Below are 22,373 nucleotides of genomic sequence, written 5' to 3'. Positions count from 1 at the left end.
CAAGCTGGCTCCTACAGGATCCAGCATTACTGGATAATCAGGTTGTTGAACAACAAATCCTCAACCACCGGTTTGCCGGTTTCATCGCTCATGATCTGCTGGGTTTGCTTCAACGCTTCCTGACGCAGCTTTTCCTTCCCCTCGATGCTGTTCATCGCCTCGGTGGTTTGCTGGGTGAACAACGCCACCAGTTGATTGCGAATCAACGGTTCATTGGCCTTCACCTGTTTGGCCGCCTCATCACCGGTGACCCGCAACGCCACATCAGCCTTGAAGACCTTCAACTTCGCCGTGCCATCCAACCCATAGTTGCCCACGAATGGCGGGCTCAGGGTGAGGTAGCTGACTTTCGGGGCTTCACCTTCTTTGGCGGCTTCTTCAGCCACTGCTGCCACAGGCAGAGACAGGGCCAGCAACAACATGATCCACGCTTTCACAATTCGCTCCTTATCCGGTTTGCGGCCTAGCATAACGACCCGCCGCGCAAGCACAAGCTTATGGCTGACTATCAGGGCGGGGCATGCTCGTTGACCCGTCGACTCACACACCTACACTTATCGGCCATCACTCCCAAAGGAATAGCCCTGATGAAAGCCGTGCTGTGCAAAGCCTTCGGCCCTGCCGAATCGCTGGTGCTGGAAGACGTCGCCAGTCCTGTCGCGAAGAAGAATGAAATCCTGCTGGACGTGCACGCCGCCGGGGTGAATTTCCCGGACACGCTGATCATCGAGGGCAAATACCAGTTCAAGCCGCCCTTCCCGTTTTCGCCGGGCGGCGAAGCGGCTGGCGTGGTCAGCGCAGTGGGCGAAAAAGTCAGCCACCTGAAAGTCGGCGATCGGGTCATGGCCCTCACCGGCTGGGGCAGTTTCGCCGAACAGGTCGCGGTGCCAGGCTACAACGTGCTGCCGATCCCGACCTCCATGGACTTCAACACCGCTGCCGCATTCAGCATGACTTACGGCACCTCGATGCACGCGCTCAAGCAACGCGGCAACCTGCAACCGGGTGAAACCCTGCTGGTGCTCGGTGCTTCTGGCGGTGTCGGCCTGGCCGCCGTGGAAATCGGCAAAGCCATGGGCGCCCGCGTGATTGCTGCCGCCAGCAGTGCCGAAAAACTGGCCGTGGCCAAGGCTGCCGGTGCCGATGAACTGATCAACTACACCGAAACCAGCCTCAAGGACGAAATCAAACGCCTGACCGATGGCCAAGGTGCGGACGTGATCTACGACCCGGTCGGCGGCGACCTGTTCGACCAGGCCATCCGCGCCATCGCCTGGAACGGCCGCTTGCTGGTGGTCGGTTTTGCCAGCGGCCGCATTCCGGAATTACCGGTCAACCTCGCACTGCTCAAGGGTGCGGCGGTAGTCGGCGTGTTCTGGGGCTCCTTCGCCCAGCGCCAACCGCAGGACAACGCGGCGAACTTCCAGCAATTGTTTGGCTGGTTCGCCGAGGGCAAGTTGAAGCCGCTGGTATCGCAGGTGTACCCGCTGAGCAACGCGGCGCAGGCGATCAATGATCTTGGCCAGCGCAAGGCGGTCGGGAAAGTGGTGGTGCAGGTTCGCTGAATCGCAGCAGGATACAAAAAGGCCAGAACAACTGATGAGGTTGTTCTGGCCTTTTCGATTACATAACTAGCAAAAAGACAGCGCTCCATACTTTTCGTCAAAGCAACTCGCGAATTTCCTTCGGAAGAAAATGCACGTACCGGGTCGCTTGATGCGTATTACAACGCCTCACAATAGAAGGCACGCTCTTGTTGAGCTTGGCGATGAGCGCCAGACGCTTCTCCTCTGGCAATTGCGTCGGCGAAAGGGAGTGGGTCAGATAGCTGCGGGTCCAGTTGAACACCGGCATGTCCACCCACGAGTAATCTTCAATCTTCAGTGCTGCCTTGGCGAGCTCACCGCAAGTCAACTGTTTCAATTCTTCGTTGGCATGGATGGGTATATCGCTGTCCAGCCTGAAAGACATTGGCACAACAACTTCGATCTCTGGCGGCCTGTCACTGGTGATACCCCATGATTTGAATCGCCACCGATTCACCGCCGCGAGTGATGCGTCTACCAGTTCAGCGTGAGCTTTGCCCGGAGCCGCCATCACCTTGCTAACTGATCCATTGGCGTGAACGGTAAAACTGATCCGAACATCCCCCGTGATACCGGCCCGAGAAAGTGTTTTTGGGTACTTCGGCTTAGGATTGTCCCCAGGGATCAGGAGCATCGCCTCAGCGCTGACGCTGCTGGAAACCACAAGTAAAAAAGCCCACACAAACCACCGCATAACCCCACCCCTTCACCACTGAAAAGCCAGATCTGGCAACAGCACAAAGGTTAAGGCTGGGTGATTGTTTACATAACGCCATGGCTTCCTGTTCAAGCGCAGGACATTTCCCAAAGCCCTGCCCTACGCCGGGCATCGCTGCGTCATAAAAGGTTGCGAGGTAACAATTCCCACAGCGCCCTTCACTTATACCTGAGCGACATGTTCGTAAAAGAACATGCAATCTCCAACATTTCCGCTGTTTGGTCGATGTGAACCAGTGCTATTTTCGGTAACGAAACTGTAACATTCGCATCCGCAGTCAAAACAAGAAATCTGGAGCTCTTGAATGTTTGCTTTCTTTCGTCCTGCCGCACATCAGGCTCCATTGCCTGAAGAAAAAATAGACAGCGCCTACCGACGGCATCGCTGGCAGATCTTCGCCGGCATATTCATCGGCTACGCGGGTTACTACCTGCTGCGCAAAAACTTCTCCCTGGCCATGCCCTATCTGATCGAAGAGGGCTATACCCGCGGTGAGCTGGGCCTGGCGTTGTCGGCGATTGCTATCGCCTACGGCTTGTCCAAGTTCCTGATGGGCATTGTTTCCGACCGTTCCAACCCACGCTTCTTCCTGCCGTTCGGCTTGCTGGTTTCGGCTGGCGTGATGTTCATTTTCGGTTTTGCGCCCTGGGCCACGTCCAGCGTGACCATCATGTTCATCCTGCTATTTATCAATGGATGGGCGCAGGGCATGGGTTGGCCGCCGAGTGGCCGGACCATGGTCCACTGGTGGTCGCAGAAGGAACGCGGGGGCGTGGTGTCCTTGTGGAACGTGGCGCACAACGTCGGTGGTGGTTTGATCGGCCCGCTGTTCCTGCTCGGCATGGGCCTGTTCAATGACTGGCACGCGGCGTTTTACGTGCCTGCGGCAGTGGCCATGGCCGTGGCGGTGTTTGCCTTCGCCACCATGCGCGATACGCCACAATCGGTCGGCCTGCCGCCGATCGAGAAGTACAAGAACGACTACCCGGAAGGCTACGACGCCAGTCACGAAGAAGAATTCAGTGCCAAGGAAATCTTCGTCAAATATGTGCTGCGCAACAAAATGCTCTGGTACATCGCCATGGCTAACGTCTTTGTCTACCTGCTGCGTTACGGCGTGCTGGACTGGGCACCGACCTACCTCAAGGAAGCCAAAGGTTTCAGCGTGGACAAAACCTCGTGGGCCTATTTCCTTTACGAGTGGGCAGGTATTCCCGGGACGCTTCTGTGCGGCTGGATGTCGGACAAGATCTTCCGTGGCAACCGTGGCCTGACCGGCATGGTGTTCATGGCGTTGGTGACTGTAGCGACGCTGGTTTACTGGCTCAACCCGGCCGGCAACCCGACGGTCGACATGATCGCGCTGATCTCGATTGGTTTCCTGATCTACGGCCCGGTGATGCTGATCGGTTTGCAAGCGCTGGAACTGGCGCCGAAGAAAGCCGCCGGTACGGCAGCGGGCTTCACGGGTCTGTTCGGTTACCTGGGTGGTTCAGTCGCGGCCAGTGCAGCCATGGGCTACACCGTGGACCATTTCGGCTGGGACGGCGGTTTCGTCTTGCTGATCGGCGCGTGCCTGCTGGCAATGGCCTTCCTTGCGCCCACCTTGTGGCACAAGCAGATCGCCAGTCAGACCCGCGAAGCCATCGCCTGATCGACCTTTGATTTGCAGCGCTTGAGCCGCGCCTCCAGATTCCGGTCTGGCATGGCGTGGCTACGCAGGGCGTTGGCGGTCTGCTCGACATAATCGCGAGTGGTGCCGTAACGCCCGCAAGCGTTTTCGAACACGTGGCTCAGCACGTGATCCGGCAGGTTGCCGGCATAGCTGGGCAGGTGTCGCTCCAACACGAATCCCAATGCCTGAACCTGATTGCCATCTTCGAGACGGCAGTTCAACCAGTGTGGGCGATAAGAAGGGAATGGCATTTCGCGCTGCCACAAGGCATACAGCGACGCTTCGAGTTGTTCTTCCGGCAAGCGATAAGCGAAGCCGCTGCAAGAGCCGCCACGATCCAGGCCAAACACCAGCCCCGGTACTTCCGGCGTGCCGCGATGTTCGTGGGACCACAGGTACAAACCGCGATGGTAGCCATGCACCCGGCCGCGAACCCGTTCAACCGCCGCGCACTCAGGGCGCCAGATCAGCGAGCCGTAAGCGAACAGCCAGACCGGCCCACCCTTGTGGCGCGCCATGGTCGACTGCATCGAGCTGAGCAATTGTTCGTGCGTCAGCTGCGGCCCCAGATCGAGCCGCGGAGGGTAAGCCAGATTCATAAAAGCAGATTCAATGGCGCTCATGGCGAATAGCGTTCAGCTCCCCGCGGGTGATGAATTACTTAATAGAACGCACCGCTGTAACAATAAGGCACATATGTTTTAAGGCAATTTAAGTGCCACGGCACAGTTCTTAATTAATTGCCTGATTGAGTTATAACCTACCGGTATTTATATAAATTTATAAATACCGATCGGCTATATATGAAGTTATATGTAGGAGCGAGCCTGCTCGCGATGGAGGCAGGGACAACGCGTTCATGATGCTGCAGCGCGTTATCGTTGACCGCCATCGCGAGCAGGCTCGCTCCTACAGGGGAAGCGTCATCCTCTGGGTGCGTACGCAAACACATCGGCACGCATCTGATGAGCATCCATCCCGGCGTTGACCAACGCGTCCAGCGTCCCGTAGACCATCGCCGGTGAGCCGCTGGCGTATACATGCAGCGCTTTCAGATCCGGAAAATCCTCGCACACCGCCTCATGCAACATCCCACAGCGCCCCTTCCAGCCACATTGATCGCTGACGACTTTATGCAGGAACAGATTCGGCAGTTTCTGCCATTCGTCCCAATGCTCGATCTCATAAAAGTCTTCAGGGCGACGCACGCCCCAGTACAGGTGCACCGGATGCTTGAATCCCGACGCCCGGCAATGTTCGATCAGGCTATGGATCTGGCCCATGCCGGTGCCCGCAGCGATCAGCACCAGCGGGCCGTCCGGCAACTCTGCCAGATGGGTATCGCCGAAGGGCATTTCGATCCGCACCATCGGATTGCGTTGCAGTTGCTCGATCAGGCTCAGCGCACTGCTTTCGCGCGCCAGTACGTGAATTTGCAGATCACGCCCCGCATGCGGTGCCGAGGCCAGGGAAAATGCGGATTTTTCGCCATTCTCACGCTCGATCATCAAATACTGACCAGCGTGATAACGCGGCGGCTTGCCGGCTGGCGCGCGAAAACTCACGCGCCAGGTATCGCCGCCGACATCCTTGCACTCAATGACCTGACACGAGACGCTGCGCACCGGCAATTCTCCCAGCGCGAGCACGCCATCCCACAGCACAATGCAGTCTTCCAGCGGCTCTGCTATGCAAGTGTAGAACTCGCCATGGTCGCGCACACCACCGGCCTGCTCGACTCGTCCTTCCACCAGCAGCGCGGCGCACACATGGCAATTGCCGTTGCGACAGCTTTGCGGGCATTCATAGCCCAGGCGGCGTGCGCCATCGAGAATCCGCTCGCCGGGCAGTATCTCTAGCACTGCTCCGGAGGGCTGCAAAGTTACACGCATCAATCTATTCCTAACTGATTCCAGATGGCATCGATCCGTTGGGTGACGGCTTCATCCTTGACGATTACCCGGCCCCACTCGCGTGTGGTTTCGCCGGGCCATTTATGCGTGGCATCGAGCCCCATTTTCGAACCCAGGCCGGACACCGGCGAGGCGAAGTCGAGGTAGTCGATCGGCGTGTTGTCGATCATCACCGTGTCGCGCTTGGGGTCCATGCGCGTGGTGATGGCCCAGATCACGTCGTTCCAGTCCCGTGCGTTGATATCGTCGTCAGTGACGATAACGAACTTGGTGTACATGAACTGTCGCAAAAACGACCAGACACCGAGCATTACCCGCTTGGCATGGCCGGGATACGACTTCTTCATGGTCACGATGGCCATGCGGTACGAGCAGCCTTCAGGTGGCAGGTAGAAGTCGGTGATCTCCGGGAACTGCTTCTGCAGGATCGGCACGAACACTTCGTTCAGCGCAACACCGAGAATCGCCGGCTCATCCGGCGGACGACCGGTGTAGGTGCTGTGGTAGATCGGTTTGATCCGGTGGGTAATGCGCTCGACGGTGAACACCGGGAAGCTGTCGACTTCGTTGTAGTAACCGGTGTGGTCGCCGTACGGACCTTCGTCGGCCATTTCGCCCGGATGGATCACGCCTTCAAGGATGATCTCGGCGGTGGCCGGCACTTGCAGATCGTTGCCGCGGCACTTCACCAGTTCGGTGCGATTACCGCGCAGCAAACCGGCGAAAGCGTATTCGGAAAGGCTGTCCGGTACCGGCGTCACAGCGCCGAGGATGGTCGCCGGGTCAGCGCCGAGCGCTACGGACACCGGGAACGGCTGGCCCGGATGCTTCTCGCACCACTCGCGGTAATCCAGCGCGCCGCCACGGTGGCTGAGCCAGCGCATGATGACCTTGTTGCGGCCGATCACTTGCTGACGGTAGATGCCGAGGTTCTGCCGGTCCTTGTTCGGGCCTTTGGTGACGGTCAGGCCCCAGGTGATCAGCGGGCCGACGTCGCCCGGCCAGCAGGTCTGCACCGGGAGCATCGCGAGGTCGACGTCGTCGCCCTCGATGACCACTTCCTGGCACACCGCGTCTTTGACGACTTTGGGCGCCATGGCGATGATCTTGCGGAAGATCGGCAGCTTCGACCAGGCGTCCTTCAAGCCTTTCGGCGGCTCGGGTTCCTTGAGGAACGCCAGCAGCTTGCCGATCTCGCGCAGTTCGCTCACCGCTTCTGCGCCCATGCCCAGCGCAACACGCTCGGGGGTGCCGAACAGATTGCCGAGGACGGGAATGTCATAGCCCGTCGGGTTCTCGAAAAGCAGGGCCGGACCTTTGGCACGCAAGGTGCGGTCACAGACCTCGGTCATTTCGAGCACCGGGGACACCGGAACCTGGATGCGCTTGAGTTCGCCGCGCTGTTCCAGGCCGCTGATAAAGTCGCGCAAGTCGCGATACTGCATGCGTGAGCCTCGTGTTGGCCGTGGCGTTCGGGGGCTGGCAGTTTAGCGCCGAACCCCTCTGTTCAGAACAACGAAACGCCGTTCATCAAAAATCAGATAGCAAAAAGCCGGGTTTCCCCGGCTTTTGCTGGTCTATCGACTTACTTGCGTTTCATCGACAGGAAGAACTCATCGTTGGTCTTGGTCGTTTTCAGCTTGTCGACCAGGAACTCGATGGCAGCGATCTCGTCCATCGGGTGCAGCAACTTGCGCAGGATCCACATGCGCTGCAACTCGTCGTCGGCCGTCAGCAACTCTTCGCGGCGGGTGCCGGAACGGTTGATGTTGATGGCCGGGAAGACGCGTTTTTCAGCGATACGGCGATCCAGCGGCAGTTCCATGTTGCCCGTGCCTTTGAATTCTTCGTAGATCACTTCGTCCATCTTCGAGCCGGTTTCAACCAGCGCGGTGGCGATAATGGTCAGCGAACCGCCTTCTTCGATGTTCCGCGCGGCGCCGAAGAAACGTTTCGGTTTCTCCAGGGCGTGAGCATCGACACCACCGGTGAGCACTTTGCCGGAGCTCGGGATCACGGTGTTGTAGGCGCGAGCCAGACGGGTGATGGAGTCAAGCAGGATCACCACGTCTTTTTTGTGTTCGACCAGGCGCTTGGCCTTCTCGATCACCATTTCGGCAACCTGCACGTGGCGGGTTGGCGGCTCGTCGAACGTCGAGGCAACCACTTCGCCGCGCACGGTGCGCTGCATTTCGGTTACTTCTTCCGGACGTTCGTCGATCAGCAATACGATCAGATGAACTTCAGGGTTGTTACGTGCGATGTTCGCCGCGATGTTCTGCAGCATGATCGTTTTACCGGCTTTCGGCGGTGCAACGATCAGACCGCGCTGGCCTTTACCGATCGGGGCGCACAGGTCGATGACACGACCGGTCAAGTCTTCGGTGGAACCGTTGCCGGCTTCCATCTTCATGCGCACAGTCGGGAACAGCGGGGTCAGGTTCTCGAAGAGAATCTTGTTTTTCGCGTTCTCGGGACGATCGTAGTTGATCGTGTCGACCTTGAGCAGCGCGAAATAACGCTCGCCTTCCTTTGGAGGGCGGATCTTGCCAACGATGGTGTCACCGGTGCGCAAGTTGAAACGGCGGATCTGGCTCGGCGAGACGTAGATATCGTCCGGGCCGGCGAGATAGGAAGCGTCAGCGGAGCGCAGGAAGCCGAAGCCGTCCTGGAGAATCTCCAGCACGCCATCACCGGAGATTTCCTCGCCGCTTTTAGCGTGCTTCTTGAGCAGGGAGAAAATCACGTCCTGCTTGCGCGAACGGGCCATATTTTCTATGCCCATCTGTTCGGCCAATTCGAGCAGTTCGGTAATCGGCTTTTGCTTGAGTTCAGTCAGATTCATATAGGAATGACGTAATCATTTATGGAGGGGGGGAAATTAAGCTTTTGGCTTAATGAGGCCGCGCCGCGGAGAAGGCGACAGGATCGCGTACTTATTCGAAAAGGAGTGCGTCGGCGACGGCTAGCAGGGGGCAGTGGAGAAACCAGTGCGGGGCCGAATGTAACACCTGAGTTTCGGAGCGTCTAGCCCTCAATAACGAAAAAGCCCCGCAATATGCGGGGCCTTTTTTCGGACACTTTACAAACGACGCTTAGATGTTGGCGTCGAGGAAAGCAGCCAGTTGCGACTTCGACAGTGCGCCGACCTTGGTCGCTTCAACGTTGCCGTTCTTGAACAGCATCAGGGTCGGGATACCACGCACGCCATGCTTGGCCGGGGTTTCCTGGTTTTCGTCGATGTTCAGTTTGGCAACGGTCAGCTTGCCTTTGTAGGTTTCAGCAATCTCGTCCAGAACAGGAGCGATCATTTTGCAAGGGCCGCACCACTCAGCCCAGTAGTCGACCAGTACAGCGCCTTCGGCCTTGAGTACGTCGGCCTCGAAGCTAGCGTCGCTAACGTGTTTGATAAGATCGCTGCTCATGGAAGTCTCCAGGTTGTAAGCAAAAAAACGTGGCCCATCATAGCCGCCCTTCCCTCGTTCAGGAAGGTGCAGATGATTGAGTCTCACTATGGTGGTGCATGAGTTTGGGTATAGCTCAAGTCAGGATGTGGCGGGAGCGACGAAGGCAATTCCGGTGCGCAGGGCAGCGTTACGCACATGTTCGTGCATGGCCTTCTGCGCCGCGCCGGACGAACGCCGGGCCAGTGCACGGAGGATTTTGCGGTGCTCGTGCCAGGTTTCCATGGCCCGTTCGGCCCGGATGAACGGTAGCTTCTGGCTCTCCAGGAAAATGTCGGCGCTGGCCGTCAGGATGCTCAGCATCGCCTGATTACCGCTGGCCAGCAGGATGCGCCGGTGAAACTCGAAGTCCAGGCGCGCCGCCGCCTCGAAGTCACCCACCTTCAGTTCATTACGCATCGCGGCGACGTTGTCCTCCAAAGCATCGAGTTCATCGGTGCTCAACGTCACGGCGGCCAGCCCGGCGGCAAAACCTTCCAGGGCATAGCGCAACTGGAAGATATCCAGCGGTGATGCCTGTGCCGCGAACGGCCAGCTCGCCGCCGCATCCTGGCGAGGCAAGTCCACCGGCGCCTGCACGAAAACGCCTTTGCCCGGCTGAATGCTGATCACGCCCAAGGCACTCAGCGACGACAACGCCTCGCGCAACGACGCCCGACTGACCCCCAATTGCACCGCCAGATCCCGCTGCGAAGGCAAGGCATCCCCCGGCCCGAAACCTTGTTCGGCGATCAGTTTGCGGATGGCTTGCAACGCCACTTCAGGTACAGCTCGGGAGATCGAATTCATGGTTTTCGGACGAACCAGGCGAATGAGCGGCTAGTTTTAAAGCTATTCGCGGCGCCCGGCAAGTCGTGCCCCACCGGGGTTCGGTAATGGCCGACGATGCGCTATCAGAGTGCGAAACACAGACCGACTGTTCAGACCAGTAAGACCGAACAACACCAGTAAAACCGTGGCTTGGCACGGCAAAAACCCAATGTTGGCATGGCCCGTGCTCTGTCGATCCGCAGAAATCATTCCTCGCCGATCCGGAGATTTGCCATGACCCTGCGTTACAGCGCCCTCCTCGCCTCCCTGTTCGCCAGCCTGCTGCTGAGCCAGGTGCCCGCCCACGCCGACGGTCTGGAGGATGTGGTCAAACGCGGCGTCCTCAAGGTTGCCGTGCCTCAGGACTTCCCGCCGTTTGGCTCGGTCGGCCCGGACATGAAACCCCGCGGCCTCGATATCGACACCGCCAAACTGCTGGCCGACCAACTCAAGGTCAAGCTTGAACTGACGCCGGTCAACAGCACCAACCGCATCCCGTTCCTGACCACCGGCAAGGTCGATCTGGTGATCTCCAGCCTCGGCAAGAACCCCGAGCGCGAGAAAGTCATCGATTTCTCCAGCGCCTACGCGCCGTTCTACCTCGCGGTGTTCGGCCCGCCGGATGCCGCCATCAAAGGCCTGGACGACCTCAAGGGCAAAACCATCAGCGTCACCCGTGGCGCCATCGAAGACATCGAACTGACCAAAGTCGCCCCCGAAGGCGTCACCATCAAGCGCTTCGAAGACAACAACTCGACCATCGCAGCCTACCTCGCCGGACAGGTTGACCTGATCGCCAGCGGCAACGTGGTGATGGTCGCGATCAGCGAGAAAAGCCCGAAACGCGTGCCCGCGCTGAAAGTGAAGCTCAAGGATTCGCCGGTCTACGTCGGCGTAAACAAGAACGAGCCGGCGTTGCTGGGCAAGGTCAACCAGATCCTCGCCACCGCCAAGACTGACGGCGCGCTGGAAAAAAACTCACAGACCTGGCTGAAAGAGCCGCTGCCGGCCGATCTCTGATCGTCCCTCGGGAGATTTGATATGGCCTATCAGTTCGACTTTCTGCCGGTGGTGCAAAACACCGACCTGCTCGTGCGCGGTGCGCTGTTCACCCTGGAACTGACGGCCATCGGTGCGGTGCTCGGCGTCGGTCTGGGCATTGTCGGCGCGCTGGTGCGGGCGTGGAATATCCGCCCGTTCTCGGCGATCTTCGGGGTTTACGTCGAGTTGATCCGCAACACGCCGTTTCTGGTGCAGTTGTTTTTCATCTTCTTCGGTTTGCCATCGCTGGGCGTGCAGATTTCCGAATGGCAGGCGGCGGTGCTGGCGATGGTGATCAACCTCGGCGCTTATTCGACCGAGATCATCCGCGCCGGCATTCAAGCGATCCCTCGCGGACAACTGGAAGCCGCCGCAGCGTTGGCGATGACCCGGCTCGAAGCCTTCCGCCATGTGGTCCTGCTGCCAGCGCTGGGCAAGGTGTGGCCGGCGCTGAGCAGCCAGATCATCATCGTGATGCTCGGCTCGGCGGTCTGTTCGCAGATCGCCACTGAAGAGCTGAGCTTTGCCGCCAACTTCATTCAGTCGCGCAACTTCCGCGCCTTCGAAACCTACGCCCTGACCACGCTGCTTTATCTGTGCATGGCTTTATTGATCCGTCAGTTGCTGAACTGGATCGGTCGTCGATACATCGTCAGGAGCAGCCAATGAGCGATTTCACGTTCTGGGACATCGTGCGCAACTTGCTCACAGGCCTGCAATGGACGCTGGCGCTGTCGCTGGTGGCGTTTATCGGCGGCGGGTTGATCGGGTTGCTGATCATGGTCATGCGCATTTCGAAAAATGCCCTGCCGCGCAACGTTGCACGCACCTACATCGAGCTGTTCCAGGGCACGCCGCTGTTGATGCAGCTGTTCCTGGTGTTTTTCGGGGTGGCGCTGGCCGGGGTGGAAATCTCGGCGTGGATGGCGGCGGCGATTGCCCTGACCCTGTTTACCAGCGCTTACCTGGCGGAGATCTGGCGTGGTTGCGTGGATTCGATTCCCAACGGTCAGTGGGAAGCTTCGTCGAGCCTGGCGCTCAACCCGCTGGAGCAACTGCGCTACGTGATCCTGCCGCAAGCGTTGCGCATCGCCGTGGCGCCGACCGTGGGTTTCTCGGTGCAAGTGGTCAAAGGCACCGCCGTGACCTCGATCATCGGCTTCACCGAACTGACCAAGACCGGCGGGATGCTCGCCAACGCGACCTTCGAACCGTTCATGGTCTACGGCCTCGTCGCCCTCGGCTACTTCCTGCTCTGCTACCCCTTGTCCCTCAGTGCGCGCTACCTGGAAAGGAGACTGCATGCCTCTGCTTAGAATTTCCGCCCTGCATAAATATTACGGCGACCACCATGTACTCAAAGGCATCGACCTCAGCGTCGAGGAAGGCCAGGTGGTGGCGATCATCGGTCGCAGCGGCTCGGGCAAATCGACCTTGTTGCGCACGCTGAACGGCCTGGAGTCGATCAACGACGGCGTGATCGAAGTCGACGGCGAATACCTCGATGCCGCTCGCGCCGATTTACGCAGCCTGCGGCAGAAAGTCGGGATGGTGTTTCAGCAGTTCAACCTGTTCCCGCACCTGACGGTGGGCGAAAACGTGATGCTCGCGCCGCAAGTGGTGCAAAAAGTGCCCAAGGCCAGAGCGGTGGAGTTGGCGCGGGAGATGCTGGAACGGGTCGGGTTGGGCGAGAAGTTTGATGCGTTCCCGGATCGGCTGTCGGGCGGGCAGCAGCAGCGCGTGGCGATTGCCCGGGCGCTGGCGATGTCGCCGAAGGTGTTGCTGTGCGATGAGATCACTTCGGCGCTGGACCCGGAACTGGTCAATGAGGTGCTGAGCGTGGTTCGGCAACTGGCCAAGGAAGGTATGACGCTGATCATGGTCACCCATGAAATGCGCTTTGCCCGGGAGGTTGGGGACAAGTTGGTGTTCATGCATCAGGGGAAGGTGCATGAGGTCGGGGATCCGAAGATTCTGTTCGCGAACCCGCAGACGGCGGAGCTGGCGAATTTTATCGGGACGGTCGAAGCGACAGCCTGAAAGATCTTCAGTGGCTGTTATGTCGCCTTCGCGGGCAAGCCTCGCTCCTACAGATTCAGGCTGTTCGCGGAACATTCACCCACCGCCAACCTGTAGGAGCGAGGCTTGCCCGCGAAGGCGTCTGCGAGATCACTACTCTTTCCTGCTCAGGATCAAGGCTTTGAACGCTACGCGTTGGCGTCAGCGTTTGATCGTGGCACGATGTCGAGGTTATCGACCGAGACCCCCTGACCATGCCGCAATCCCAAGCCAAGAATCTGTCCCTGATCGCCGCAATCGACCTGGGCTCCAACAGCTTTCACATGGTCGTGGCCAAGGCCCAGAACGGCGAAATCCGTATTCTCGAGCGTCTCGGGGAGAAGGTTCAGCTGGCCGCCGGCATCGACGAAGAGCGCCACCTCAACGAAGAATCCATGCAGCGCGGCCTCGATTGCCTGAAGCGTTTTGCCCAACTGATCAGCGGTATGCCGCCCGGCGCCGTGCGGATCGTGGGCACCAACGCCTTGCGCGAAGCTCGTAACCGCGTCGAATTCATCCGCCGCGCCGAAGAAATTCTCGGCCACCCGGTGGAAGTCATCTCCGGTCGTGAAGAAGCGCGCCTGATCTACCTCGGCGTGTCCCACACCCTCGCCGATACGCCGGGCAAACGCCTGGTGGCCGACATTGGCGGCGGCAGTACCGAATTCATTATCGGCCAGCGCTTCGAGCCGCTGCTGCGCGAAAGCCTGCAAATGGGCTGCGTCAGCTACACCCAGCGTTATTTCAAGGACGGCAAGATCACCCCGGCCCGCTACGCCCAGGCGTACACGGCGGCGCGGCTGGAGATCATGAGCATCGAACACGCCCTGCATCGCCTGACCTGGGATGAAGCCATCGGCTCCTCGGGCACCATCCGTGCGATCGGCCTGGCGCTGAAAGCCGGCGGTCACGGTACGGGCGAGGTCAACGCCCAAGGCCTGGCCTGGCTCAAGCGCAAGCTGATCAAACTCGGTGATGTCGAGAAAATCGACTTCGAAGGCATCAAGCCTGACCGCCGGGCGATTTTCCCGGCGGGCCTGGCGATTCTCGAAGCGATCTTCGACGCCCTCGAACTGCAACGCATGGACCACTGCGAAGGCGCACTGCGCGAAGGCGTGCTCTATGACCTGTTGGGCCGTCACCATCATGAAGACGTCCGTGAGCGCACGCTCAGCTCGCTGATGGAGCGCTATCACGTCGATCTGGAGCAAGCGGCACGGGTCGAGCGCAAGGCACTGCATGCGTTCGATCAGGTGGCGGAGGATTGGGAGCTGGACGACGGCGTCTGGCGCGAACTGCTCGGCTGGGCTGCCAAGGTCCATGAAGTGGGCCTGGACATCGCTCACTATCAATATCACAAGCACGGCTCGTACCTGATCGAGCACTCGGACCTCGCCGGGTTCTCCCGCGAAGACCAACTGATGCTCGCGCTCCTGGTGCGTGGCCACCGCCGCAACATTCCCCGGGACCGGTTTGCCGATTTTGGCGACGAAGGCATCAAGCTGATTCGCCTGTGCGTGCTGCTGCGCTTTGCGATCCTGTTCCATCACATCCGCGGCACCCAGGAAATGCCTCAAGTGGCGCTGCACGCCAATGGTGACAGCCTGGAGGTGTTGTTCCCGGAAAACTGGCTGGACGACAACCAGCTGACCCAGGCTGACTTTGCGCTGGAAGCTGAATGGCTGACGCGTGTGGGTTTCGTGCTCAACGTCCGATAACCCCCCGAAAAACGCTCGCCGTACACGGTTCTGTAGGAGCACGGCTTGCCGGCGAAGGCGATTTCGAGGACGCCTTCGCGGGCAAGCCTCGCTCCTACGGGTCTGCGCGCTCAGGCGACACCTGTAGGAGCCAGCTTGCTGCGGGCGGCGTTCCGACGATGGCGATCTCACTGACGCCTTCGCCGGCAAGCCGTGCTCCTACAGGGGGTTGTGGTGGAAACAAAAATGGCGATCCGCAGGGATCGCCATTTTTTATGCCGCGTGAAGGTTAACGCACCGCCAGAATCGGGCTGCCCAACCGCTCCAGCAACGTGGCCTGTGCACTGCGCGGGTTCTGGTTGCCGGTCGGCGTGTTGCGGATGTAACGACCGTCCGCCTGCAGGCTCCAGCTGTGAGTGTTATCGGTGAGATAAAGCTCCAGCTCTTTCTTGACCCGCATGATCAGCTTCTTGCCTTCCACCGGGAAGCAAGTCTCGACGCGCTTGTCGAGGTTGCGTTCCATCCAGTCGGCACTGGAGAGGAACATCTGCTCTTCACCGCCATTGAGGAAGTAGAAGACCCGGGTGTGTTCCAGGAAGCGGCCGATGATCGAGCGCACGTGGATGTTGTGCGAAACCCCGGCGATGCCCGGACGCAGGCAGCACATGCCACGCACCACCAGGTCAATGCGCACGCCGGACTGGCTGGCCTTGTACAGCGCGCGGATGATCTTCGGATCGGTCAGCGAGTTGAACTTGGCGATGATGTGCGCCGGTTTGCCGTCGAGGGCGAACTGAGTCTCCCGGGCAATCATGTCGAGCATGCCCTTCTTCAGGGTGAACGGCGCGTGCAACAGCTTCTTCATGCGCAGGGTTTTACCCATGCCGATCAGCTGGCTGAACAATTTGCCGACGTCTTCGCACAGGGCGTCGTCGGAGGTCAGCAGGCTGTAGTCGGTGTACAGACGGGCGTTGGCCGCGTGGTAGTTGCCGGTACCCAAGTGGGCGTAACGCACAATCTCGCCAGCCTCGCGACGCAGGATCAGCATCATCTTGGCGTGGGTCTTGAAGCCGACCACGCCGTAGATCACCACCGCACCGGCCGCTTGCAGACGGCTGGCCAGTTGCAGGTTGGACTCTTCGTCGAACCGCGCGCGCAATTCGATCACCGCGGTGACTTCCTTGCCGTTACGCGCCGCATCCACCAGCGCATCGACGATTTCCGAGTTGGCGCCAGAGCGGTACAGCGTCTGACGCACCGCCAATACGTGCGGATCCTTCGCCGCCTGACGCAGCAAATCGACCACAGGCGTAAACGACTCGAACGGGTGCAGCAGCAGAATGTCCTGCTTGCTGATCACGCTGAAAATGTTCTCGCTGTTCTGCAGCAGTTTCGGGATCTGCGGCGTGAACGGCAGGTATTGCAGCTCGCGCTGACTGTCGAGGCCGGTGATGCTGAACAGGCGGGTCAGGTTGACCGGACCGTTGACCTGATACAGCTCGGTCTCGTGCAGGTTGAACTGCTTGAGCAGGTAGTCGGACAGGTGTTTCGGGCACGTGTCGGCCACTTCCAGACGCACCGCGTCACCGTAGCGACGGGAGAACAGCTCGCCGCGCAGGGCGCGGGCCAGGTCTTCCACGTCTTCGGTGTCGACGGCAAGGTCGGCGTTTCGGGTCAGGCGGAACTGGTAGCAGCCCTTGACCTTCATGCCCTGGAACAAGTCATCGGCGTGCGCGTGAATCATCGACGACAGGAAGACATAGTTGTCGCCAGGGCCACCGACTTCTTCCGGCACCTTGATCACTCGCGGCAGCAGACGCGGGGCCGGGATGATCGCCAGACCGGAGTCGCGACCGAAGGCGTCGATGCCTTCGAGCTCGACGATGAAGTTCAGGCTCTTGTTCACCAGCAACGGGAACGGGTGCGTCGGGTCGAGGCCGATCGGGGTGATGATCGGCGCGATCTCGTCGCGGAAATAACGGCGGACCCAGGTTTTGAGCTTGGTGGTCCAGTAACGGCGACGGATGAAGCGGACCTGATGCTTTTCCAGTTCCGGCAACAGAATGTCGTTGAGGATGGCGTACTGGCGGTCAACGTAACCGTGCACCAGCTCACTGATCCGGGCCAGGGCCTGGTGCGGTTGCAGACCATCGGCGCCGGCCTGTTCACGGGCGAAGGTGATCTGCTTCTTGAGACCGGCCACACGAATTTCGAAGAACTCATCCAGGTTGCTGGAGAAAATCAGCAGGAACTTCAGCCGTTCCAGCAACGGATAGGACTCGTCCAGCGCCTGTTCCAGCACGCGGATGTTGAACTGCAGTTGCGAGAGTTCGCGGTGGATGTACAGGCTGCTGTCATCCAGGCCCGGAATGACAATCGCTGGCGCCGCCGGCGCGGTTTCGACCACTACCGCAGGCGGAGCAGGCTCCAGCTCCGGCGGGGTTTCGGCGATCGGCTCCACCACGGGTTGAGCCTCTTGTACTGCAACTTCAGTGAGTCCTTCGGTATTCATCGAATGTTCCTGGGAGGGCTATTTTTGCTCTCGTAACAATTGAGCAGCACGTACGGCAAAGTAAGTCAGGATGCCATCAGCGCCTGCACGTTTAAAAGCGGTCAGGGATTCGAGGATAACCCCTTCGCTCAACCAGCCATTCTGGATCGCCGCCATGTGCATGGCGTATTCACCGCTGACCTGATAAACAAAAGTCGGCACTTTGAATTCTTCTTTGACCCGGTAAAGGATGTCCAGATATGGCATGCCTGGCTTGACCATGACCATGTCTGCGCCTTCTGACAAGTCCGCCGCCACTTCGTGCAGGGCTTCGTTGCTGTTGGCCGGGTCCATCTGATAGGAGGCCTTGTTGGCCTTGCCCAGGTTCAGCGCCGAACCCACCGCATCGCGGAACGGGCCGTAATAGGCGCTGGCGTACTTCGCCGAATAGGCCATGATCCGCACGTTGACGTGATCGGCCAGCTCGAGGGCTTCGCGGATCGCCTGAATGCGACCGTCCATCATGTCCGACGGGGCCACCACTTGAGCACCGGCTTCGGCGTGGGACAGGGCCTGCTTGACCAGTGCGTCGACGGTAATGTCGTTTTGCACATAGCCTTCTTCGTCGAGGATACCGTCCTGACCGTGGGTGGTGAACGGGTCCAGCGCGACGTCGGTGATCACACCCAGTTCAGGGAACTGCGCACGCAGGGCGCGAGTGGCGCGCTGGGCAATGCCGTTCGGGTTCCACGCTTCGGCGGCGTCCAGCGACTTGAGTTCCGGTGGCGTGACCGGGAACAGCGCCACGGCTGGAATCCCCAGTTCAACCCACTTGGCCGCTTCTTCCAGCAACAGGTCGATGGTCAGGCGTTCAACGCCGGGCATCGAGGCCACCGCTTCGCGACGGTTTTCACCGTCCAGCACAAACACCGGCAGGATCAGGTCATCGACAGTCAGGACGTTTTCACGAACCAGTCGACGCGAGAAATCATCACGGCGGTTACGGCGCAGGCGGGTGGCTGGAAACAAGCGATTGGCGGGGGTAAAGCTCACGGCAGACTCCTGAGCCCGCGCTGGCGGGCGAGCGTGACAGTTATAAGCGGCCATTATGACCGTGGTATTACAGTTGTGTGCACCCCCGCGACACGTAGTCGCATTCCATTGTCCTTGTAGGAAATGTTCACGTCGAGACACATTTGGACACTTTCATGAATGTGCACGAAGGGTTAGGCTGCGCGTTCATTTCGCCAGCACCCAGACAATGCTCCAACAATTTCTGCATGACTTCGGCTACTTTGCCCTTTTTCTCGGCACGTTCTTCGAAGGCGAAACCATCCTGGTGCTCGCAGGCTTCCTCGCGTTCCGTGGATACATGGACATCAACATCGTGGTGGTCGTGGCGTTTTTCGGCAGTTATGCCGGCGACCAGCTGTGGTACTTCCTGGGACGCAAGCACGGCCGCAAGTTGCTGGCGCGCAAGCCTCGCTGGCAGATGATGGGCGACCGGGCACTGGAACACATTCGCAGGCACCCGGACATCTGGGTGCTGAGCTTCCGTTTTGTCTACGGTTTGCGCACGGTGATGCCGGTGGCGATCGGCCTGTCGGGTTATCCGCCGGGACGTTACTTGTTGCTGAACGGGATCGGCGCCGCGATCTGGGCGGCCGCACTGGCGGCTGCGGCCTATCACTTCGGCGCTGTGCTCGAAGGCATGCTGGGCAGCGTCAAGAAGTATGAGCTATGGGTACTCGGCGCCCTGCTGGTGCTGGGCTTTGCCTTGTGGCTGCGTCGCCGCTTCAAGAATGCGCGCCTGGCCAAGCAGGTCTATGCCGAAGAGCAGGCCTTGAAAGCCGAACAGGCCAAGGCCGCCGAGGTCAAGACGCCAAGCGAGTGAAACGGTTTCTGCAACAGTAGAGACCGATTCCGCTGAGCAGGCTGTAACTCAGCAGGCCGACCCAGCCCACCGCGCTGGCCGGCCACAGCCCGACCAGCGGTGCCAGCCACACCAGCGGCACGTTCGACGCCAGCCGCAGCAGCTCCAGCTTCAACGCCCACGGGCGATTCTCCAGGGCCACGCCCAACGTAAACAACCCCAGCGCCACGGCGCTCCAGCCGAGCACCAGCGCAGCGGTCGGCAGGTGCGGCTCGAAGTTCATCAAGTAACTGCCCAGCGCGATGTAGACGCAGAACTGCAACAGCACATAAATCTGCTGACGCCCGTCCAGCGGCACTTCGAATTTGCGGAACTGGCTCAAGTCCGGCTTGCTCATCGGGTATTTCGCCGCCACGTCCGCTGGCCGCCAACCGGTGCGCATGAACCAGATCCGCAGCTTGTCCCACGTGCTTTCAGCCCGTCGCGCGTCATCCCATAGCTGCGCGTAAAACTGCACGTTCGCCCACAACGGATTCCAGCTCGCCAGCGGCGTGGTCACGCCGAAAATCACCGGCTCATTGTCGTCTTCTTCCTGGAACGAGCCAAACAGACGGTCCCAGATAATGAACACCCCGCCGTAGTTGCGATCCATGTAGAGAGAGTTCTGTGCATGGTGGGCCCGATGGTTGGATGGCGTGACGAAGAACCACTCGAACCACCCGAGCTTGGGAATGTGCCGGGTATGCACCCAGAATTGATACAGCAGGTTCAGCGCGGCGACGCTGACAAACACCAGCAGCGGCACGCCGAGTACCGCCATCGGCAGGTAGAAAATCCAGCTCAACAGGAAACCGGTACTGGTCTGGCGCAACGCCGTGGAGAGGTTGTAGTCCTCGCTCTGGTGATGCACCGAATGTGCGGCCCAGAGGATGTTGCGCTCGTGGCCCATGCGATGCAGCCAGTAGTAGCAGAAGTCGTAGAGAACGAAGGCGAACACCCAGACCCAGACGCTGTCGGCAGAGAGTTCGAACAGCGCCAGATGCTTGAGCGCGAAGGCATAGGTCACCAGCCCCACGCCCTTGGTCAACAGGCCCGTGGTGGTCGACAGCACGCCGGTGCTGATGCTGTTGATCGCGTCGGCCACCCGATAGTTGCTGACCCCGCGCCAACGGTCGGCCAGCAGTTCGACGGCAATCAACACAAAGAAGAACGGCACCGCATACAGAATGAAGTCCATGACGCGCCCTGATCGGAATCTTGAGGACAGATGCTAGGTGTAGCCGCGAATTGAACCTATGGCAACGAGTGACAAATTAGTGGACATTTAACGCCATGAATCTGGAGAAAAGCCCATGAGCAAAAAAATTGCAGTGATCCTTTCCGGCTGTGGCGTCTACGACGGCGCCGAGATCCACGAAAGCGTGATTACCTTGCTGCGACTGGATCAGCGCGGCGCGCAGGTGCAGTGCTTCGCCCCCAACATCGCGCAGTTGCACGTGATCAACCACCTGACCGGCGAAGAAATGCCCGAGTCGCGCAATGTGCTGGTGGAGTCGGCGCGGATCGCCCGGGGCAACATCAAGGATATTCGCGAAGCTGACGTCGAAGAGTTCGATGCGCTGATCGTGCCGGGTGGTTTTGGCGCGGCGAAGAACCTGTCGAACTTCGCCATCGAAGGCGCTGGCTGCACCGTGCAACCCGATGTTCTCGCCCTGACCGAGGCGTTTGCCGAAGCGGGTAAACCGGTCGGGCTGATCTGCATCTCGCCGGCGCTGGCCGCGAAGATTTATGGACCGGGCGTGACCTGCACCATCGGCAATGACGCCGATACCGCCGCCGCGATGAACAAGATGGGCGCCACTCACAAGGATTGCGCAGTGACTGACATCGTTGAAGACAAAGCACGCAAGCTGGTGAGCACCCCGGCGTACATGCTGGCGCAATCGATCAGCGAAGCAGCGTCCGGCATCAACAAACTGGTCGACCGCGTGCTAGAACTGACCCACGAAAACGACGCCTGACACGGATTACTGTAGGAGCTGGCTTGCCAGCGATGAGGCCGTAACATTCAGCGCATCATTTGCTGACTGTTCGATTGCTATCGCTGCGGCGATCCGACAAGCCAGCTCCTACAGGGGTTAACGCAGGGTTCAGGACTTGCGGGTCAGCCGCGTCAGGATCCGGTCCAGCGCATTGGCAAACGCCTGCTTCTCGCGCTCGCCAAACGGCGCCGGCCCGCCGCTCATCTGCCCCTGTTCACGCAAGTCGGTGAACAGGTTGCGCACCGCCAACCGATCACCCATGTTCTGCGCGTCGAACTCCTTGCCTCGCGGGTCCAGCGCCGCCACGCCTTTCTTCACCAAGCGGTCCGCCAGTGGCACATCGCTGCAGATCACCAGCTCACCAGGCACCGCGTGTTCCACCAGATAATCGTCCGCCGCATCCGGCCCGCTCGGCACCACGATCAACTTCACCAGCGCCAGCCCCGGCTTGATCTGCGGCTGCCCGGCCACCAGCACCACCTCGAACTGACGCTTGAGGGCGAACTTCACCACCAGATCCTTCGCTGCCCGGGGGCAAGCGTCGGCATCGATCCACACACGCATAGAGTTTTTCCCCTTTAAAAGCTTCGCGGGCAAGCCTCGCTCCTACAGGTTATACGTAATCCTGTAGGAGCGAGGCTTGCCCGCGAATGTGAGCGCAGCGAATGCTTTTTAAGAAACCGGCACCCGCCGCTTCTCAGCCAACCGGCTACGCCCATACAGCACAATGATCGCAATGATCGCCACCGCCTGCGCACTCAACGAATACGCATCTGCGTGAATACCCAGCCAGTCGAAGTCAAAGAACGGCACCGGCCGCGTACCGAAGATCCCGGCTTCCTGCAACGCCTTCACGCCATGACCGGCAAACACCACCGACAACGCGCACAACAACCCGGCGTTGATACTGAAGAACAGCGACAGCGGCAGTTTCGCCGAGCCCCGCAGGATCACCCACGCCAGGCCAACCAACAGCACCAGCGCCGTCGCCCCGCCCGCCAACAC

The 22,373-nt window shown here is 59.8% G+C and carries 21 protein-coding genes and 1 pseudogene; 9 read left to right on the top strand and 13 right to left on the bottom strand.

Annotated features, from left to right (window positions below):
* Positions 1–26 precede the first annotated feature (26 nt).
* Entirely contained in the window at positions 27–437 is a 411-nt protein-coding gene (locus tag KGA97_RS17940) for a flagellar basal body-associated protein FliL (RefSeq protein ID WP_192227498.1), read from the bottom strand.
* 150 nt (positions 438–587) lie between these two features.
* Between KGA97_RS17940 and KGA97_RS17935 the strand changes: the two genes are divergently transcribed.
* Entirely contained in the window at positions 588–1,565 is a 978-nt protein-coding gene (locus KGA97_RS17935; protein WP_008024273.1) for an NADPH:quinone oxidoreductase family protein, read from the top strand.
* A 97-nt stretch (positions 1,566–1,662) separates the two neighbouring features.
* Here the strand turns inward: KGA97_RS17935 and KGA97_RS17930 are convergent, their stop codons facing one another.
* Positions 1,663–2,280, bottom strand: a complete 618-nt coding sequence (locus tag KGA97_RS17930) for an energy transducer TonB (RefSeq protein ID WP_223481190.1) — start codon at positions 2,278–2,280, stop codon at positions 1,663–1,665.
* A gap of 328 nt (positions 2,281–2,608) precedes the next feature.
* Here KGA97_RS17930 and glpT point away from each other — a divergent pair, with 328 nt between their 5' ends.
* Positions 2,609–3,958 (top strand): glycerol-3-phosphate transporter, encoded by a 1,350-nt coding sequence (glpT, locus tag KGA97_RS17925; protein WP_017341398.1) that lies wholly within the window; start codon positions 2,609–2,611, stop codon positions 3,956–3,958.
* Here glpT and KGA97_RS17920 read toward each other — a convergent pair.
* The 6 genes from KGA97_RS17920 to KGA97_RS17895 form a co-directional block, all read right to left on the bottom strand.
* On the bottom strand, positions 3,934–4,602 hold the full coding sequence (locus KGA97_RS17920; RefSeq protein WP_192227496.1) for a gamma-glutamylcyclotransferase: 669 nt from the start codon (positions 4,600–4,602) through the stop codon (positions 3,934–3,936). The two genes, glpT and KGA97_RS17920, sit on opposite strands and share 25 nt — an antisense overlap.
* Positions 4,603–4,902: 300 nt before the next feature.
* The gene (locus KGA97_RS17915) at positions 4,903–5,871 is read right to left on the bottom strand and encodes a CDP-6-deoxy-delta-3,4-glucoseen reductase (protein ID WP_008040685.1); all 969 of its coding nucleotides are present in this window, start codon (positions 5,869–5,871) and stop codon (positions 4,903–4,905) included.
* Positions 5,871–7,337 carry a 4-hydroxy-3-polyprenylbenzoate decarboxylase gene (ubiD, locus tag KGA97_RS17910; protein ID WP_008024285.1) on the bottom strand — a complete coding sequence of 489 codons (1,467 nt, stop codon included), beginning with the start codon at positions 7,335–7,337 and terminating at the stop codon, positions 5,871–5,873. The genes KGA97_RS17915 and ubiD overlap by 1 nt, the downstream gene beginning before the upstream one ends.
* A gap of 140 nt (positions 7,338–7,477) precedes the next feature.
* Entirely contained in the window at positions 7,478–8,737 is a 1,260-nt protein-coding gene (rho, locus tag KGA97_RS17905; RefSeq protein ID WP_007942421.1) for a transcription termination factor Rho, read from the bottom strand.
* Between the two features lie 250 nt (positions 8,738–8,987).
* Positions 8,988–9,317, bottom strand: a complete 330-nt coding sequence (gene trxA, locus KGA97_RS17900; protein ID WP_003206727.1) for a thioredoxin TrxA — start codon at positions 9,315–9,317, stop codon at positions 8,988–8,990.
* Positions 9,318–9,437: 120 nt separating this feature from the next.
* Positions 9,438–10,145 (bottom strand): FadR/GntR family transcriptional regulator, encoded by a 708-nt coding sequence (locus tag KGA97_RS17895; protein WP_223481189.1) that lies wholly within the window; start codon positions 10,143–10,145, stop codon positions 9,438–9,440.
* A gap of 255 nt (positions 10,146–10,400) precedes the next feature.
* Between KGA97_RS17895 and KGA97_RS17890 the strand changes: the two genes are divergently transcribed.
* The 5 genes from KGA97_RS17890 (at position 10,401) to ppx (ending at position 14,983) form a co-directional block, all read left to right on the top strand.
* Complete coding sequence (locus KGA97_RS17890) at positions 10,401–11,186, top strand: transporter substrate-binding domain-containing protein (RefSeq protein WP_008024289.1); 786 nt, start codon at positions 10,401–10,403, stop codon at positions 11,184–11,186.
* A 21-nt stretch (positions 11,187–11,207) separates the two neighbouring features.
* Entirely contained in the window at positions 11,208–11,876 is a 669-nt protein-coding gene (locus KGA97_RS17885) for an amino acid ABC transporter permease (protein ID WP_223481188.1), read from the top strand.
* Complete coding sequence (locus KGA97_RS17880; RefSeq protein WP_008024293.1) at positions 11,873–12,523, top strand: amino acid ABC transporter permease; 651 nt, start codon at positions 11,873–11,875, stop codon at positions 12,521–12,523. Before KGA97_RS17885 ends, KGA97_RS17880 begins: the two co-directional genes overlap by 4 nt.
* A complete protein-coding gene (locus KGA97_RS17875; RefSeq protein ID WP_008040676.1) occupies positions 12,510–13,247 on the top strand; it encodes an amino acid ABC transporter ATP-binding protein in 738 nt (245 codons plus the stop codon). Before KGA97_RS17880 ends, KGA97_RS17875 begins: the two co-directional genes overlap by 14 nt.
* A gap of 233 nt (positions 13,248–13,480) precedes the next feature.
* A complete protein-coding gene (gene ppx / locus KGA97_RS17870; protein WP_008024297.1) occupies positions 13,481–14,983 on the top strand; it encodes an exopolyphosphatase in 1,503 nt (500 codons plus the stop codon).
* A 268-nt stretch (positions 14,984–15,251) separates the two neighbouring features.
* Here the strand turns inward: ppx and ppk1 are convergent, their stop codons facing one another.
* Together ppk1 and hemB are read right to left on the bottom strand one after the other, a co-directional pair.
* Complete coding sequence (gene ppk1 / locus KGA97_RS17865; RefSeq protein ID WP_192227494.1) at positions 15,252–17,474, bottom strand: polyphosphate kinase 1; 2,223 nt, start codon at positions 17,472–17,474, stop codon at positions 15,252–15,254.
* Positions 17,475–17,492: 18 nt separating this feature from the next.
* Entirely contained in the window at positions 17,493–18,506 is a 1,014-nt protein-coding gene (hemB, locus tag KGA97_RS17860; RefSeq protein ID WP_010465043.1) for a porphobilinogen synthase, read from the bottom strand.
* 208 nt (positions 18,507–18,714) lie between these two features.
* On the opposite strand from hemB, the gene KGA97_RS17855 reads away from it, so the two are divergent.
* Positions 18,715–19,347, top strand: coding sequence for a DedA family protein (locus KGA97_RS17855; protein ID WP_008040674.1), 633 nt, complete (start codon positions 18,715–18,717; stop codon positions 19,345–19,347).
* Here KGA97_RS17855 and KGA97_RS17850 read toward each other — a convergent pair.
* Positions 19,328–20,563, bottom strand: a complete 1,236-nt coding sequence (locus tag KGA97_RS17850; RefSeq protein WP_223481187.1) for a sterol desaturase family protein — start codon at positions 20,561–20,563, stop codon at positions 19,328–19,330. The genes KGA97_RS17855 and KGA97_RS17850 overlap by 20 nt on opposite strands.
* 115 nt (positions 20,564–20,678) lie before the next feature.
* Between KGA97_RS17850 and elbB the strand changes: the two genes are divergently transcribed.
* Complete coding sequence (elbB, locus tag KGA97_RS17845) at positions 20,679–21,347, top strand: isoprenoid biosynthesis glyoxalase ElbB (RefSeq protein WP_008024305.1); 669 nt, start codon at positions 20,679–20,681, stop codon at positions 21,345–21,347.
* A 129-nt stretch (positions 21,348–21,476) separates the two neighbouring features.
* Here elbB and KGA97_RS17840 read toward each other — a convergent pair whose 3' ends face one another.
* Together KGA97_RS17840 and KGA97_RS17835 are read right to left on the bottom strand one after the other, a co-directional pair.
* Positions 21,477–21,932, bottom strand: coding sequence for a YaiI/YqxD family protein (locus KGA97_RS17840; protein WP_192227491.1), 456 nt, complete (start codon positions 21,930–21,932; stop codon positions 21,477–21,479).
* A gap of 108 nt (positions 21,933–22,040) precedes the next feature.
* Positions 22,041–22,373: pseudogene (locus KGA97_RS17835) on the bottom strand (cystathionine gamma-synthase); the annotation flags it as partial.

The sequence above is a fragment of the Pseudomonas sp. BF-B-15 genome (genome assembly GCF_019946675.1).
GTDB lineage: Bacteria > Pseudomonadota > Gammaproteobacteria > Pseudomonadales > Pseudomonadaceae > Aquipseudomonas > Aquipseudomonas migulae.
This window is presented reverse-complemented; position numbering and strand designations above follow the sequence as displayed.